The sequence below is a fragment of the Enterococcus sp. C57 genome, from assembly GCF_040887305.1.
GTDB lineage: Bacteria > Bacillota > Bacilli > Lactobacillales > Enterococcaceae > Enterococcus_B > Enterococcus_B hirae.
Map to the genome: position 1 here is coordinate 79,885 of NZ_JBFOFP010000003.1, position 16,334 is coordinate 96,218.

At 36.7% G+C, this 16,334-nt stretch carries 13 protein-coding genes; 1 reads left to right on the forward strand and 12 read right to left on the reverse strand.

The genetic code is table 11. The features are described 5' to 3' along the window. Nucleotides 1-89: 89 nt before the first annotated feature. The 4 genes from AB5M32_RS04240 to AB5M32_RS04255 form a co-directional block, all read right to left on the reverse strand. Nucleotides 90-2,555 carry a cation-translocating P-type ATPase gene (locus AB5M32_RS04240; protein ID WP_081127995.1) on the reverse strand — a complete coding sequence of 822 codons (2,466 nt, stop codon included), beginning with the start codon at nt 2,553-2,555 and terminating at the stop codon, nt 90-92. Nucleotides 2,556-2,737: 182 nt separating this feature from the next. After that, nucleotides 2,738-3,628 carry a phosphate ABC transporter substrate-binding protein PstS family protein gene (locus tag AB5M32_RS04245; protein ID WP_034700844.1) on the reverse strand — a complete coding sequence of 297 codons (891 nt, stop codon included), beginning with the start codon at nt 3,626-3,628 and terminating at the stop codon, nt 2,738-2,740. Nucleotides 3,629-4,782: 1,154 nt separating this feature from the next. Further along, complete coding sequence (locus AB5M32_RS04250; protein ID WP_178285867.1) at nt 4,783-4,995, reverse strand: hypothetical protein; 213 nt, start codon at nt 4,993-4,995, stop codon at nt 4,783-4,785. 303 nt (nt 4,996-5,298) lie between these two features. Then, nucleotides 5,299-5,775, reverse strand: coding sequence for a hypothetical protein (locus AB5M32_RS04255; RefSeq protein ID WP_010718484.1), 477 nt, complete (start codon nt 5,773-5,775; stop codon nt 5,299-5,301). A 206-nt stretch (nt 5,776-5,981) separates the two neighbouring features. On the opposite strand from AB5M32_RS04255, the gene AB5M32_RS04260 reads away from it, so the two are divergent. Then, complete coding sequence (locus AB5M32_RS04260) at nt 5,982-6,326, forward strand: hypothetical protein (RefSeq protein ID WP_014834534.1); 345 nt, start codon at nt 5,982-5,984, stop codon at nt 6,324-6,326. Nucleotides 6,327-6,476: 150 nt separating this feature from the next. On the opposite strand, the gene AB5M32_RS04265 is transcribed toward AB5M32_RS04260, so the two are convergent. From AB5M32_RS04265 to AB5M32_RS04300, 8 genes are all read right to left on the reverse strand, one after another. Continuing rightward, nucleotides 6,477-7,055: a hypothetical protein gene (locus AB5M32_RS04265; protein WP_063627365.1), complete on the reverse strand. Its 579-nt coding sequence runs from the start codon at nt 7,053-7,055 to the stop codon at nt 6,477-6,479. A gap of 59 nt (nt 7,056-7,114) precedes the next feature. Beyond that, the gene (locus tag AB5M32_RS04270) at nt 7,115-8,407 is read right to left on the reverse strand and encodes a helix-turn-helix domain-containing protein (protein WP_010737923.1); all 1,293 of its coding nucleotides are present in this window, start codon (nt 8,405-8,407) and stop codon (nt 7,115-7,117) included. 457 nt (nt 8,408-8,864) lie between these two features. Then, the gene (gene copB, locus AB5M32_RS04275; protein ID WP_306437018.1) at nt 8,865-10,970 is read right to left on the reverse strand and encodes a copper/silver-translocating P-type ATPase CopB; all 2,106 of its coding nucleotides are present in this window, start codon (nt 10,968-10,970) and stop codon (nt 8,865-8,867) included. Nucleotides 10,971-11,130: 160 nt separating this feature from the next. Beyond that, entirely contained in the window at nt 11,131-13,314 is a 2,184-nt protein-coding gene (gene copA, locus AB5M32_RS04280) for a copper-translocating P-type ATPase CopA (RefSeq protein ID WP_096710107.1), read from the reverse strand. After that, nucleotides 13,314-13,523, reverse strand: a complete 210-nt coding sequence (gene copZ / locus AB5M32_RS04285) for a copper chaperone CopZ (protein WP_010718490.1) — start codon at nt 13,521-13,523, stop codon at nt 13,314-13,316. Before copZ ends, copA begins: the two co-directional genes overlap by 1 nt. Nucleotides 13,524-13,539: 16 nt before the next feature. Continuing rightward, nucleotides 13,540-13,977, reverse strand: coding sequence for a CopY/TcrY family copper transport repressor (locus AB5M32_RS04290; RefSeq protein ID WP_010718491.1), 438 nt, complete (start codon nt 13,975-13,977; stop codon nt 13,540-13,542). Nucleotides 13,978-14,050: 73 nt separating this feature from the next. Continuing rightward, nucleotides 14,051-14,590: a topology modulation protein gene (locus AB5M32_RS04295; protein ID WP_034700862.1), complete on the reverse strand. Its 540-nt coding sequence runs from the start codon at nt 14,588-14,590 to the stop codon at nt 14,051-14,053. A gap of 94 nt (nt 14,591-14,684) precedes the next feature. Further along, nucleotides 14,685-16,145: an APC family permease gene (locus AB5M32_RS04300; RefSeq protein ID WP_010718493.1), complete on the reverse strand. Its 1,461-nt coding sequence runs from the start codon at nt 16,143-16,145 to the stop codon at nt 14,685-14,687. Nucleotides 16,146-16,334 lie beyond the last annotated feature (189 nt).

The following is a 16,334-nucleotide window of genomic DNA, read 5'->3' on the forward strand; positions in this document are numbered from 1 at the left end:
TCTTCAAAAAAATGAATGAACAAGTGAAATAGCGGAACAGAAAAAAATAGGCGGTTGGCATAACCGCCTATTTTTGTTTTGTCTATCTGTTAATCGTGTTTATTGTCTACTGAAAACAGCACTTTGAGCCAGAACCAAATAGACCGTTTTTTCTTTCCATCCTTCAACTGGCTGTAATTTTCAATCATTCGCGAATACTGCCGAAAAATCGAGTCCGCCGCAAAAAATAGAATCAAAAGCAACAGAATCGAAACGGGTGAAATAGCGGAGATAGAAAATAATTTATGCAGAAAGACGACTGAAAATAAGATACCTGCTGCACAAAATAAAATGATCCGCCCTCTGAATTGGTTCAATGGGTGACAAATTTTATAGAGTACGAGAAAACCAACCGCTGTCAGTAGCATCGTTGAAGCCGTGGAAACATCTGTCTTATTCAAATGCAAGATGACACCGCCTACCACTAAAGTCCCCACGACAGTCATATCTGTTAGCCCACCAGGAATGGCTTTTTCTAAGACATTCACAATAAACTTTCCTTCAATTCGATTTTTATTTTCTTCAAGAGCAAGTAAAAACGATGGCAAACCAATCGTAAACAGACTAATCAACGTAATTTGAGAAGGCTCCAACGGATAAGTCAATGCGAACAAGACAGAAAAGACAGAAAGTAAGAAAGAAAAAATATTTTTTACTAAAAACAAACTAGCAGATCGTTCAATATTATTAACAACTCGCCGACCTTCTGCTACGATCTCAGGCATTCTAGAAAAATCAGAATCTAATAAAGCAACTTGCGCAGCTTGGATCGTTGCTTCGTTGCCAGAAGCCATAGCGATACTACAATCAGCTTCTTTCATTGCTAAAATATCATTGACACCATCACCAGTCATCGCGACTGTATTTTTTTGTTTAAGAAGCTGAACGAACTGCATTTTTTGTTCAGGTTTTACCCGTCCAAATACGGTGTATTTTTCCACTGCTGAGAGATAATCTTCTTCAGCAAGTTGAGAAACATCAATATATTGGTCTGCATTAGCAATGCCCGCCTGTAATGCGACAGTTGAAACGGTCTGCGGATTATCCCCTGAAATCACTTTGATTGCTACCCCTTGTTCCTTAAAATAAGCAAATGTGTCAGGTGCTTCTTTACGAATTGGGTTGGCAATCAAAAGATAAGCAAGCGGAATCACTTCTGCTTCTAAAAGTGCTTCGCTCAATATTCCTTGGTAACTACCGAAAACCAACACACGGTAGCCTTGATCAGCATATTGACTAAATTCATTTTTAACTGTTTCGAAACGTTCACGTAAAACCATTTCTGGCGCTCCTAATACATAGACCCCATCCGCAAATGTTACGCTACTGAATTTTTGTACCGACGAAAAAGGCAAGATAGATAAAGGTTCTTGATCTGTAGGCTTATTAAAGTACGTTTTGATTGCTTGCATCGTCGCATTGTCATTTGCCATAGCTTTAGCATAATCTGAAATGAGTTCTTGAATCCTAGTTGCCTGTTGCTCCGCTTGCTCATTTTTAGCAATCACTAGTTTTTGTACAGACATCTGATTTTCAGTAATAGTTCCCGTTTTATCTACACATAGTACATTAACCCTTGCTAAAGTCTCTATGCTTTTCATATCATGTAATAATACTCGTTGCTTAGCTAAACGAGCGGCACTCATTGCTAGAGCGATCGTTGTCAATAAGTACAAGCCTTCTGGTATCATCCCGATTAAAGCTGCTTCCATGGCTACCACACTTTCTTTGATCGTGTTGCCATTAAAAAAGTAACTTTGTGAAAACAAAGTGATGCCGATGGGAATAATAATGATCCCGATCCATTTGATTAATTTATTCAGCGAAGCAATCATTTCTGATTGTTCGCCTCCTCCCATTTTTTTTGCTTTTGCTGTTAATTGGGAAATGTAAGAGTCATAGCCAACCTTGTCTAATCGTACATAAGCCTTACCAGAAACGACAAAGCTCCCTGACATCAAATAATCATCTACTTCTTTCACGATCTCATCTGCTTCACCTGTCAAAAGTGCTTCGTTGACTTGTAATTTACCGTCTAAGACATAACCGTCTGCAGGAATCTGTTGACCCGTTTCGAGCAAGATGACATCATCTAAAACTAATTCCTCCATATCGATCTTATTGGCTACGCCGTTTCTTACGACTGTGACTTTTGCTGCATTCAGTACACTCAAATTATCTAATATCTTTTTTGAGCGAATCTCTTGATAGATAGCAATTCCCGTGTTTGCAAGAATCACTGGCAAAAAAGTCAAATTTTTATAGGAACTAACTAGACATAATAAAACTGCTAAGACGATAAAAATCAAATTAAAATAAGTAAATATATTTTGCAAAACGATTTGTTTGTTCGTTTTAAATGATGGGTCGATCGTTTCATTTGTTGCTTGAGCATGCACTCGTTCTGCAACTTGCTCATCTGTTAGCCCCTCTCGATAATCGGGAGCATATCTTGTAATATTTTTAACTGAAGTTTGATCTTTTTCAACTTCCGTTTGATGACTAAATATTCTCATTTACCGTTTACCTCGATTATTAGTATTATATTTACCTTAATACATTTGTAAAAAAAAAGCCTATGAAATGACTAATAAATATCTTTCATTACTGTCATATTCATTTGCAGGAAATAGCTAAAAAAAAAGCATGCCCGTTAAAGGCACACTTTTAGGGGTAGCAGATTTGAGTACATGATTGCTTATTTTAAGTTTCCTTCAGCATCACGTTCTACTTTCATCGCAGTAATTGGTAAGTAACCGAGTTCTTTCACCGGTCCTTGTTGGATTTCGTCTGTCATCATATAATCTAAAAATTTTTGAACTTCCGGGGAAGGCTCACCATTTGTATACATGTGTTCATAAGACCAAATTTTCCAACTGTTGTCAGCAACATTTTCTTCTTTTGGTTCTACACCATCAATACTTAAAGCCTGTGTTTTATCATCCAAATAAGAAAAAGCAAGGTAGCTGATTGCGCCAGGAGTTTGGCTAACAATTTGTCGAACAGTTCCTGATGAATCCTGTTCTTGTGATTGTACTGGAGTAGCACCATCTAATCCCCACTTTTCAAAAGTAGCTCGTGTACCACTACCATTTGCCCGATTGATGACATTGATTTTTTCATCTTTCCCACCTAGTTCTTGCCAATTGGTAATTTTTCCAGTGAATATATCAATTAATTCCTGTTTTGTAATATTTTTGACGTTCGTGTCTTTATTGACGATTGGCGCCATACCTACCACCGCAACTTTATGATCCTTTATTTTACTTGCATCTACGCCTTCTTTTTCCTCAGCAAAGACATCGGAGTTTCCGATCGTCACTGCCCCAGACTCGACCTGACTTAACCCAGTACCACTTCCGCCACCTTGGACAGAGATTTGATAGTTGGGATTTTTTTGGACAAAACTTTCTTGTGCCGCATCGACTAGAGGTTGGAGCGCAGTAGATCCGACAGCCACGATTTTGACTTGATCGCCAGAAGTTGCAGAATTATTTTGTGCTGCGGAGCCATCCGTGCTACCAGAACCGGAACCACAGCCAGCTAACATAAGACCTAAAACACCTAAAGAAAATAATACTTTTTTCATTGATATACCCCTTTCTTATTTACAAGTAAATTGTAGCAATCCACTGTAAATCCTGCATATTGAAGGTGTAAATATCCAGTTAATTTATGTAAAGTTATCGTAAATCGAAGCCAAATAAAAAGGCTTCGTACTTTTTGATGTTGGTGAAATTCACCGACAAATTTTTTATGATGTAAAAACAGAGAGAAGAGCCCCCTGAAATCCTTTAAACCATGATCCGTCACGTAAAACTATTTTAACCAAAAAAAACACAGAAAGAAGTTTTCTTCTTTCTGTCCAAATGATTCTAGACTTTCTCTTTACCAACGTCATTTGACAAAAAGCCCAAAAATAAAGGTTAATTTATATCAAAACTAACCTTTAATCCTTTTCTTTCTTCTCTATCTACGATATACTATAATTAAATAAAGGAGCTATGCGCTAACATAGCCCTTAATGTGTAGTCCGTTCAAAGCGGATGGCATTTTTTAACAAGTTTAGAGCCTGTCTACTCTGCCAAAAGTTGAGACGGCTCTATTTTTTTTGTTCTTTTTTGAACTTTAACCATGCTAAAATCGAATCACTAGCTTTCGCTATGAGGTTGAGACAAAAGTGTTTAGCATCGAGAAATAAGAAGGAATTTCCGAAAATTGCTTCTCAAATTTTTGGTAAATTTCGGCTTATTTCTGAAGATGCTGCTTTTGTCTCACCGTTTATTCGTTTTTAGAGATACTAGAAGAGACTGAGACAACTTTTGTCCCAGTCTCGCTCCGATAATAGCAATGATTTGATCCAATGAGAACAAATCAGGCATTTCCTTTCTAAAGAGTACGTCCAACAAGCTAATAAGCCCATAGGCATCACGCCCCCTCAATTGGATTTGCCAAACCGCCACAAACTTTCTACAATCATCATTTGACAAAAAGCCCTATTCAAGTAATAGAATAGCAATTGGGATTAATGATTCTACTATGATTGAAGAAGTAGCAATATGCTATATTTAATGTCATGCAGAACAACACTTCGCAAACAAAGTTACTTTTCAAATTTAGATAAATGGGTTATAATAAAAATGAAAGGGCATGCTGTAACATGCCCAGTGTAGTCCGTTCAAAGCGGATGGCATATATACAAAGCTTTAGAGCCTGTCTACTTCGCCAAAAGTTGAGACGGCTCTATTTTTTTTGTTCTTTTTTGAACTTTAACCAAGCTAAAATCGAATCGCTAGCTTTCGCTACGGCAGTAATTACTACTGCTGCTGCTCCGATAATAGCAATGATTTGATCCAATGAGAACAAATCAGGCATTTCCTTTCTAAAGAGTACGTCCAACAAGCTAATAAGCCTATAGGCACCACGCCCCCTCAATTGGATTTGCCAAACCGCCACAAACTTTCTACAATAATATTATATCATAGAATGAAGATCTTTAGCTTGCTTAAAAAAGGTTGATTATTACATGAAAAGAAATATTTCATTTGCAGAATATTAGTGCATTCAGTTATTTATTCTTTTATATTTGATTTTCTTCAGGCAACCTTGCTTCTTCCATCCTTTCAGGTATTTTTGTACAGTGTTTTCAAAACGTCGAATCCTGCCAACGCCTGTTTTGGGATCAAAAATCTTTGACAAAGAGCAAAAAAACACTGTTCGCTACTATCATTTGCTCACAATGTTTCCTCTTTATTGAACCTATTTATTAACTTCGCCGGACAGCTTTTCTTCTATTCTTAATTTTGCTATAGAATAAAAAATGACTGCTAATAAAAACGAAAGAATCGCTAGATAAAAACTTGGTTTAATGGTCAAAAAGTACATCGAAGTTTCCCCTGTATCTTTCAATCCACTTTCACTTAAGCCATTCGGTCCAACAATGATTCGTGGCAGAATAGAAAAAAAGGAAGTAAAAACCAACATACAAGAAAAATGAATCAAATGCCAATTATAACTATTCATAAATTTATTTGTCAAAATCAAGCTCATACTCACTAAAAAATAGAATAGTGTTAAAATTGGAAAATTTTTCGATACTACAATCCCAGTTCCATGAATTAGCCCCAAAATTTCTGCTCCCTGAACAACGGCATTCACCCAAGTAAACGGCAACAGCAGAATTGGAAAAAACCAAAAAAATAAATACAATTGTTCAAGTTTTATTTTCTTTTTCATCACTTTACTCCTACGCGATTTTTTCTTTCACCTACTATAAGCGTTTTCTCTAAAAAAATTAGGGGGAAAATCTTTTTTTTTAGAGATAAGGCTATGAGAGTTTATTCATTTAATCTACAAATTTCAAAAAAGTGTTTGATTATTAGCTGGTTGATTTTAGAATGAAAGTAGAAGAAATCGGATTCACCTGATTGGGGGAACACACCATGAAAAATCATGGAAAAAAATTAATTTTGCTCTTACTTTTCATTCCGTATGTGTACTTCTCTTTACTACTAGATTATCGGTATCATTCTGTTTTTGGCTTGATTTTTTTGATTTTTCTGTCTTTTTACGCTGGCTTTAGCTTCCAGAAAAAGCAACAGTTACTCTTTCTCTTCTTTATTAATATTAGTTCAACATTCATTTCTTATTTGATTTGTCACTATTACTCTGATTGGCATTTCTTTTACCAGCCATTCAAACCAACCCAACTGATTTTACTGCTTTCGGTTTTGTATTTGATCCCTCAAATTCTTGGGGCTTTTTGGGCAAGAATTTTCACTCGTTAAATCAGTGAATCGAAAAAATATGACTAGCAAAGGATCGGTAACCACCCAATTTTTATAGAAAATCAGCTATGATTTCTCATTGATCCTTGTAAAAAAGTCTGAAAAATCATAGCACCGAAAGAAGCAAAAAATAAAAATTTACGCTATTCATTAAAGTTCATGTAGATAAATTTTTTTTATAATAATTTTATCAAATAATTGTGATTGACTGTCTTGTTCACCAATAATCTCAGCAATTACTGTACGACTGTTTGGTTTTCTACGTAACTGATAATTGATCTTTCCAGTTGCGGTCAATTCGTTTAACATATCGACCACTCCTCCAAAGCCCGTCTTTTTCGTAATGAAACCTAGTGTAACCATTCGTTCATCTAAATTTTTAGCAGAAATCGTTACACCAGTAATCAAATAACGTTTCAGTGTTTGTACCAACTCATCTAGACCATCAGAAGTCGAAACGACAGCAGCTGTTTGGTCAGTGTAGTTTCCAAGTAGTTCATTACTTTCTATAGGTGCCTGTACTTCTTCATTTGCCTTCTGACGTAAATCTGCTAATTCTTGTAACAGTGTTTCATATTGCTCTTGTGTCAACATCACTCCTGCAACTTTTTCACGATTAAATATATATACACCGGTTTCAGCTTTTCTTGCCTGATCAAATACATCCATCGGTGATCGTTTTACTTCAGTGATTGAAGATGTAGGAACTTCTAATTTCTTTAAATCCAAAAGACATCCTCCTTTACTCATCTTCTTTATTATAACACACCCTTTTCATATGATAAAAATCAATTTTTCGTATCAATCCAATAATCAATATCTGATAGTAGACGATCTACCCCAAAAGAAGGTTGGTAGAAATAAGTCTTTTGATGTTTACTATTATTTAATGGAAAAAAATGGTCCGTAATAATCAATTGTGCATAACTTGGAGGGATTGATCGAGTACAAACATGTATGGAGGTCCGTTTTCGATGTCGCAAGGTCTTATCCAGAACAGAAGCTAGGCGGCGCGCTTCCTCATGATCGTAACGAAAAAAAAAGACGATTTTTACTTCTGGTGGATAGATTTCCAAGTATCCTCTTTCTTGCAAAACTTTAAGTAAAAGTAGGCCCCATTCATACGATGGATATGTAAGTGCTTGTTGTAAAGCCATCCGGTATTGATAAAGTTTTTCATTAACATTCGGCACCAAACGCAAGCTTTCCTGATACTCATGAAATTCCTCTTTGACTACTCTTTCGTGTAGTCCAATTGAGTAACGGAGCCACTCTTGATAGATAACTCGCGTAATCGTTGTTTTATTCGTACTTTCAAATTCACTAGCCAACCAAAACAACGAATCCAATTTCTCTGTTAAGGTCATTAATTTTCGGTAGATTTTCGTTTCTTCAATTTTTTTCCAGTATTTTTCGATAATGATGTTGCAACTTAAACGAACGATACAGCGGTAATTTTTTTCGCGGACAGATAACCGTTGTTCGTGTCGGAATAATAACTCTGGAAAAAGTTCAAAAAAAAGCGTGCGATGTTCGTCTAATATTTTGATTTCGGCATTTTGGGCACGTGTCTCCAACAAATGGATAAATAATTCGGAAAAAGACTGTTCTGTATCCCCAATAAAAAAGAGGGGAAAATCTTTAAGAAAACAGAAAAAAAGATAGCGTATCTTTCTTTCAGAACCATAAAGTTGTTGTTTTCGATAAGAAAAAGACAAATGATATTCACCCAGCCATTTTCTTAGACGCTCTTGTGAGGAGCGATCATACTCTTGTTGATACTCCGTGTTCAAAATCAAATCCTTCAATAAGCAAAAGGACGAAGAGTGGATCAGAAAATCAAACAACAAATAGGGCTCACTGTAGCCTTTATTATAAATCAGCTTTACGCTTTTTTTATGTTGAATCAGTTGGATCGGAAAATCTCCTTCTTCTAATCTTTTTAAATACCGATCGATCGTTTTCACATCAACTAATAGTTTTTCTGCTAGATCTGTTTTTTTCCACGATAAATCTTTCATTTGATGGATCAATATAAATAGATTTTGTACATTTTTTGACAATAATCTTTGCCACTTCATTGGCGTTCCCTCACTTATTTTTTACTGTGTGTTTCAGGAGTACGATCAACTATAGATTAATACATCTCCCTATATATAAATTACGAAAAAAAACATTTTTTCTTCTTTGATTCAAACGAAATTCATTAAATTCTAATTTAACAGATCGAAAAAGTTAACTACTGCTATTTTTTTCTTACCGTCACACATTGAACTGTGCAAAATTTCGTACAATGAAAACAACTATGGTTACTGATTATTTCTTGAATCCCTCTCTCAACTTTTCTCCTGCCATTTTTTCTTTTCATTTTGTCTACATAAATAAAAAAGACAATCTTTAACGACCTTTGCTAAAATTGATTCGCTGAAAAATAGCTGCTTGCCAGTTTTCATTTGAATAAATTTGCTGGTGTTTGTCCTTAAAGATTGTCTTTTTTCTATTCTTACACTCACTCGTTAATCAAGTAACGTTAACAACTTATTTTAAAGTTAGGGCGTTGAGTGCAACGACCACTGTACTTAGTGACATCAAGACTGCTCCCACTGCTGGGCTTAAAATAAGTCCGATCGGTGCTAAGATTCCTGCTGCTAAAGGAATAGCAATAATATTATAACCAGCGCCCCACCAAAGATTTTGGATCATTTTTCTTCTCGTTTCTTTTGCTAATTCTAAGAAATGCAAGATATCTTTGGGGTCACTGTTCGTTAAGACAACATCTGCAGAATCAATCGCAATATCAGTTCCTGCTCCGATTGCCATACCTATCGTTGCCCGTGCTAAGCTTGGCGCATCATTGATACCGTCACCAACCATGATCACTTTTTTTCCTTGATCAAGATATCTTTGAACGATCGCCTCTTTGTCATCTGGCAGTAGACCGCCGTAATATTCATTGATTCCAAGATATTCGGCTACTGCTTGGGCTGCTTTGGGGTTATCCCCAGTCAACATGACTGGGATAATATTTTTTTCTTTGATCGCTTGGATAAACTCTTTTGCTTCTGGTTTAATGACATCTCCTAGAGCAATTACAGCCACTAATTTATCTGAAACTACTAAAAAGCTGACAGTGTTTCCTTGAGCTTCATAGTTTTTTAATCGTTCAGGGTCGATTTTTAGTCCTAAACGTTTTGCTTCTTTTTCATTAATAATTTTAACATCTTTGTCTTCCACAGTTGCTTCTAAACCAACACCTGCTAAATTTTTTTGTTCCTGTGCTTGATAAGGAGTAATCTTTTTTTCTTTTAAATAATTCATTATCCCAATCGCTAAAGGATGATTTGCATGTGCTTCTAAAGCACCGATATATTTCAAGATTTCTTCTTCTTGATAAGCTTCATCTAAAATCTCAATACCAGTTACAGTAAATTTTCCTTGGGTCAACGTGCCTGTTTTATCTAACATGATCACATCTAGATCATTGGCTTGTTCCATCGCATTCCGATTTTTCAAAAGCAACCCATTTTTAGCTGCGATCGAAGTCGAACGAGCAACGACTAATGGAATCGCAAGTCCCAGTGCATGCGGACAAGCAATGATGAACACGGTGACCATTCGTTCTAGTGCATCTGGTAGATTTGCTAGGAAGAGCCAAGCAATAAAGGCGATGATCCCAACTACTAAAGCCACATAAAATAACCATTTTGCTACTTTATCTGATAGAAACTCTAATTTAGATTTTTCTCCTTGGGCTTTTCGTACCATCTCCATTACTTTTGCAAGGTAACCATTTTCGCCAGTACCTGTTACAGTAATTTCAATTGTTCCATCGCCATTAATTGATCCACCAATGACCGAATCGCCCACTTGCTTTTTAACCCCTTTGGATTCACCCGTAACAGCAGATTCATCAACAATGGTATGTCCTTTGTCGATCGTCCCATCCGTTGGCATCTTGTCTCCAGCACGAACAATTAGACGATCACCTTCATGGACTTCTTTTAAAGAGACGGTTTCTTCAGTCCCGTCTTTTTTCAATCGTTTTACCGATTCAGGTAATAATTCTGCTAATTTTTGTAAAGCATCGCTGGCATTAGAGACTGCATTCATTTCGATCCAATGTCCCAATAACATGATTACGATTAACGTTGCTAATTCCCAGAAAAAATCCATGACATGTGTATGGGGGTTGATGAGGTTGGCTATAAAAGAATACACACTATAAACATATGCGACGGTAATCCCCATAGCAATCAGTGTCATCATTGCTGGACTTTTTTGTTTCAATTCCATTTTGGCTCCGCTTAAGAATGGTTGTCCGCCATAAATAAATAAAATCGTTGCCAGAACCAACACCACCCAATTAGAGCCAGGAAACGTCACTTGAAAAGGAAAGGACATCCCCATCATCGGTGAAAAAAGAATAATCGGAATCGCTAAAATCAGAGAAAGCCAAAATTTTTGCTTAAAGTTCCCCATGTGCATAGAATGATCCATTCCACCCATATTTTCATGACCCATGTGGCTATGATTCATTCCACTCATATCTTCATGATCCATATGGCTATGATCCATTCCGCTCATGTGTCCATGGTCCATCTGTTGGTGCCGTTCCATGTGTCCATGCGTATGGTGTTGATCCATATTTTCCATTTTTCCATGTTCCTGTAAATTATTCTTGGTATTCGTTTGTTCTACAGTTATTTTTTCCTCAGGATTCTTTCCAATAGCGCCCTTTTTATTTGTTTCATTCTCAGGATCTATTCCATTATTCATCTTTTTCCTTCCTTTCCTCTGAAACGATTTATTTGATCGTTTTTCGATTTAAGCTTAAAGAATTCAATAATACACTGATTGAACTAAAGGCCATTGCGCCACCAGCAATGATTGGGTTTAAAAAACCAAAGGCAGCAAAAGGAATCCCGATCGTATTATAAATGAATGCCCAAAACAAATTTTGTTTGATTTTTTTTAATGTGGCAGCTGATAAAGAAATCATTTGATTGATAGAAGTTAAATGACTATTCATTAATGTCACATCGGCTGTTTCCATCGCAATATCGGTTCCACTTCCCATTGCAATCCCAACATCTGCTAAAGCTAGCGCTGGGGCATCATTGATTCCATCACCGACCATGCCAACTTTCTTTCCAGCTTTCTGTAGTTTTTCTACATAGTTGGCTTTTTCTTCAGGTAAAACTTCTGCAAAGATATGGTCAGAATCAATTCCTACTTGTTTGCCGATTGCTTGAGCGGCTCGTTGATTATCTCCCGTAACCATAAACACATCGACACCTTTTTGTTGTAGTTGCTCGATTGCTTGTTTTGCATCTTCTTTGATTTGATCAGCAACGGCAATCATTCCAAGAACCTGTTCTTCGTTGGCTAAAAACATCACTGTTTTTCCTGCCTGTTCTAATTCTAACGCCTGTTCTTGAAATTCATCAAATGAAAGGTTCATTTCAGCTAGTCTCTTTCTAGTCCCAGCAAAATAATGAACACCGTTGATCGTTCCACTGATTCCTGCACCAGGATGAGCAACAAAATCAGTGATTGGCTGAGTTTTTGCACCGACTTTTGCACCATAAGCAACAATAGCTTTTCCTAAAGGATGTTCAGAAGCATGTTCAAGGGAATAGAAAAGGGAAATGATCTCTTTGGGACCGATGACATCTGTTACTTCTGGTCGGCCTTGTGTAATCGTTCCAGTTTTATCCAAAATAATACTATTTAGATGAGCGGCTCCTTCTAACGCTTCGCCACCTTTGATCAATATCCCATTATGAGCACCGACTCCTGTTCCTACCATGATGGCAGTTGGTGTTGCTAAACCAAGCGCACAGGGGCAAGCAATGACCAAAACGGACACACTATGAAGTAATGCTAACTGCCAATCCTTCGTGAGCCATCCTGTAACTAATAGTGTCACCAATGCTAAAAACAAAACGATCGGTACGAAAATCCCTGAAATCTTGTCAGCAATTTGTTGGATCGGTGCTTTACTTCCTTGAGCATCTTCCACCATTTGGATGATTTGTGCCAACACCGTATCTTTTCCTATCTGAGAAACTTGTATTTGGATCAATCCATTGGTATTGATCGTTCCACCAAAAACCATATCTTTTTCTTTTTTCTCAACAGGTACACTTTCTCCTGTCAACATGCTTTCATCCAATGCACTAGCGCCAGCAATGATCCGTCCATCTGTAGGTACTTGTTCACCAGGACGAATCACTAAGATGTCATCGATCATGACCTCATCAATTGCAATCGTCTCTTCTTTGCCCTCTCTTAAAACTTGTGCTGTTTTTGTCTGAAGGGACATCAACTGTTTGATGGCATCGCCTGTTTTACTTTTTGCTGTATGTTCTAAATACTTTCCAAGTAAAATCAAGGTAATGATCATACTGCTACTTTCAAAATAAAGATCATGGGAATGGCTAGGGAAAAAACCATTATAAATGCTTAATGCGAAGGCTGCAGATGTTCCAATCGCAACTAAGACATCCATATTCGGCGCTTTAGTTTTTAATGCATGATAGGCTCCTTTATAAAAGCGCCAACCTACATAAAATTGCACAGGCAAAGCAAAGAGCAACTGCACAAGAGGCAGATGGAAGAACGACACAATTGGTCCATGACTTCCAAGCATCATGGCAATCATTGCTAACATCAAGGGTAAAGTCAAGATCGCACTAAAGATAAGATCAAACTTCATTTTTCTTAAATAGGTTTGTTTCTCCTCAGCAATTTTTTGTTTATGCGCTTCGTCATATAAAATTGCCCCATAGCCGATATTTTCGACACTTTTGATCAATCTTTCTGTAGTAGTGTCGGTATATTTCACACTTGCCTTTTCAGTGGCTAAATTGACAGTAGCGGACATGACACCAGGTTGTTCATTTAGTTCTTTTTCGATTCGAGCAGAACAATTCGCACATGTCATTCCAGTAATGACAAATGTTTCCATTTTAGTATTCGTTGCCATCAAATCACCTCTGCTTGATAGCCTAATTCATTGATTGCTTGACAAATCTCTGTCGCTTGAACATTTGCTTCATCAAATTTCACAACGGCTTTTTCTTTTTTCAGCTGAACTTTTACTTTTTTGACACCACTGATTCTTCCGACCGCTTCTTCAATCCGAGCCACACAATGGTTGCAACTCATCCCTTTAACTGAAAATTCTTGTTTCATTCTTGTTTCCTCCTTATTACTGTTTCTTACATTCACATTGGCCAGGTATACAATTACATTCAATCGTTTCGACTGGCTCTTTTTTATTGAGTTGTTTCATGATCTGCTGAATATCTTCTTGGGTCAATGTCGCTTCTTCAACCAAATCAGCAATCGTCGCACCGACTCTTTTTGCACAAATATGTGAAAAGAGATTTTCAGTAGCACTTCGAACGGTTTCCATCTCGGAAACAGCTGGATGATAAATAAATTTCTTTCCCTCTTGTTCAGTCCAAAGCGCTTCTTTTTTCACCAAACGCCCTAGAAGGGTTTTAACAGTTGCTACTTTCCAATCCATCGAATCAGCTAATATCTGAGTGATTTGTTGGGCATTTGCTTGACCTAAAGTCCAGATAACTCGCATGACTTCCCATTCAGAATCACTGATTTTAATTAATACTCTCTTTTCTTCCATTAGTTTTCCACCTCCATCGATTACATTTGTAAACTTAACTTCGATAATAGATTACAACTGTAATCGTAAATTGTCAACCAATGGGCTTATTTTTTTTCAACTGGTTAATATACTTTTGTCGATCACGTTTATTATCTAAAATGAGTAACTTATTTTTTACTTGCAATGTATCAATCAGTTGGAAGATTCGAGGTTCATTCTTTCGCTTAAAACGCCAAACAAAACACAAAAAATCCAAGTATTCTTTATCCAACTTTTCAGTAAAGTCATTAGGCATGTCTGGTCTGGTCGCACGATCTCGCTTTCTTTTTAAAGTTCGTTTGATGACACGAGCCATTGCAAGATACGTTGGCACTCGTAATAAGATGATTTGATCTGCTTCTTGCAGTCTCTTCCTAGCAGTAGCAAGATAGTTTCCTTCGATGATCCAGTTCTCATGTTTAGCCATAAAGTTTTCTTGCTCTAGTTGAAACCAAACTTGTGCCTTTTCACTATAATCTGTACCATGCCATAAAAAATCTAAGGGTAAAAGAGGAATCTTTGCCGTTTCTTGAATAGTTCTTGCCAGTGTCGATTTTCCAGAGCCACTTTGTCCTAAAATTACTATCTTCATCTTATTCCTCCTCCACTCAAAACTTTTTCTTTTTTTATTTATGATAACATGAGGCACAAAAAAAGAGAGAAACGATCGTTTCTCTCTCAGCTCATTATGTTTCAATCAATGTTTCTTTTACATTTTTATTTTTATCACGACGGGCAATCGCTGGTAAGATCATTCCCAACATGATCAAAATAATTGGTGTAACGACATTTGAGATCAACTGGAACCACCAAGCTTTAGGATCAGCCGCATACTCGACTTTGGGAACCATTCCCAGAATACAAGCAAAAGCGGTAAAGGCAAAACACCAAGCACCGAAAATAAAACCAACCTTTGGATTCTTCACGAATTTATACTCAGAAGTAAATTTCTTGTAAGCTTTGTTCAACATCATATACGCTAAGAATACCCATAAATAACGCATAGGCATTACTACTGAATTTAGATTAGTCAACCATTTCACTAATTCGTTCATGTCTTTGATTCCAAAAATAGGTAGTAAAATGATGATGCTAACTAAAATCCCAGTCAATAAATAGCCATTGACGAGTGTTCCTTTATTGCTTCGTTTACGTAACCATGAAGGAACAAATTCTGGATCTGCATCTGCTAATAAAATTTTCAGCGGTGCATCAATTGAGAAGGCTAATGCGGAAATTTGACCAACCATATTTGTCAAAGCATAGATGATCATCAACGAATTACCAATGCCATAATAGTTGCCTAGGATTTGGAAAGCACTGTAAGCACCATTTGCCATTAAGTCTTTCGGAATATTGTCACTCGCAAATAACATTCCCATCGCTACAGAACCTAAAACCGCACAAACACCAACCATTGCAGCCAAGAAAATCATTCCTTTTGGAAATTCTTTGGCTGGATTTCTTGTGGAATTAACATAAGGAGAGATTTTTTCTGCCCCACCTACTGCAAATACAAGCATCGAAACGGTCGTAAAATAGCTAAAGTCAAATGTCGGGATGTATGTTTTGACCTGATTCATTCCTGTAGTAGCAAATTCCATATCAGTAGTAATAAATGGAGCTGTTACTGCCATCAAAATAAATAAAAGTGACATGACAAACATCGCAGTTCCTGCTAATCCACCAATGACCTTCAATGTGGATAATCCTTTTGTAGAAAGATACAAGAAGGCTAAGAAAATTACTAAGGAAATCACTGCTACCATTTGAACAGTCATTGTGTTAACAATATTTCCATTTCCTTGAACTGCCCATCCAGCAGCAATCAAAATTGCCTGAGGTTTTTGTGCAAGATAAGGAATATGGACGACCCAATAAGTCCATGCAGCATAGTATGCCAACCGTTTATTTGATGTCGTATTTTCGACCCAAGAGCTGACGCCACCTTTACTGTCTTTAAATGCGGAACCAAGTTGCCCTACGATCAAGGCATAAGGGATAAAATAAATAGCAAGAATCAATAGCCAAGAAGTAACAACTGAGATTCCTTGTTGCGCATAGTTGTTTACTACATTCCCCATGCCCCAAACCATGTTGAAAGCAATGAGTGCTACGGTAAACCAACGTAGTTGTTTATCGTTCATCTGTTTTCTCCTTTTAAATTTTTTTAAATAAAATATTTATCTATTTACAATCATAAACAAATTCTTATCTATTTACAATAGTTCGTTATTTTATGTGTGTATATTTTTAATTTTCCCACACTATTCTTCCATCTTTTTATCATTTTACACAAGATAACACCTTATATAAATTAGTTAATCCCTTTCAAA

What these genes read in the sequence shown, in the direction of transcription:
- AB5M32_RS04240 (WP_081127995.1), bottom strand. Translation starts at nt 2,555, where the DNA reads ATGAGAATATTTAGTCATCAAACGGAAGTTGAAAAAGATCAAACTTCA.
- AB5M32_RS04245 (WP_034700844.1), bottom strand. Translation starts at nt 3,628, where the DNA reads ATGAAAAAAGTATTATTTTCTTTAGGTGTTTTAGGTCTTATGTTAGCT.
- AB5M32_RS04255 (WP_010718484.1), bottom strand. Translation starts at nt 5,775, where the DNA reads ATGAAAAAGAAAATAAAACTTGAACAATTGTATTTATTTTTTTGGTTT.
- AB5M32_RS04260 (WP_014834534.1), top strand. Translation starts at nt 5,982, where the DNA reads ATGAAAAATCATGGAAAAAAATTAATTTTGCTCTTACTTTTCATTCCG.
- AB5M32_RS04270 (WP_010737923.1), bottom strand. Translation starts at nt 8,407, where the DNA reads ATGAAGTGGCAAAGATTATTGTCAAAAAATGTACAAAATCTATTTATA.
- copB (WP_306437018.1), bottom strand. Translation starts at nt 10,970, where the DNA reads ATGGATCAACACCATACGCATGGACACATGGAACGGCACCAACAGATG.
- copA (WP_096710107.1), bottom strand. Translation starts at nt 13,314, where the DNA reads ATGGCAACGAATACTAAAATGGAAACATTTGTCATTACTGGAATGACA.
- copZ (WP_010718490.1), bottom strand. Translation starts at nt 13,523, where the DNA reads ATGAAACAAGAATTTTCAGTTAAAGGGATGAGTTGCAACCATTGTGTG.
- AB5M32_RS04290 (WP_010718491.1), bottom strand. Translation starts at nt 13,977, where the DNA reads ATGGAAGAAAAGAGAGTATTAATTAAAATCAGTGATTCTGAATGGGAA.
- AB5M32_RS04295 (WP_034700862.1), bottom strand. Translation starts at nt 14,590, where the DNA reads ATGAAGATAGTAATTTTAGGACAAAGTGGCTCTGGAAAATCGACACTG.
- AB5M32_RS04300 (WP_010718493.1), bottom strand. Translation starts at nt 16,145, where the DNA reads ATGAACGATAAACAACTACGTTGGTTTACCGTAGCACTCATTGCTTTC.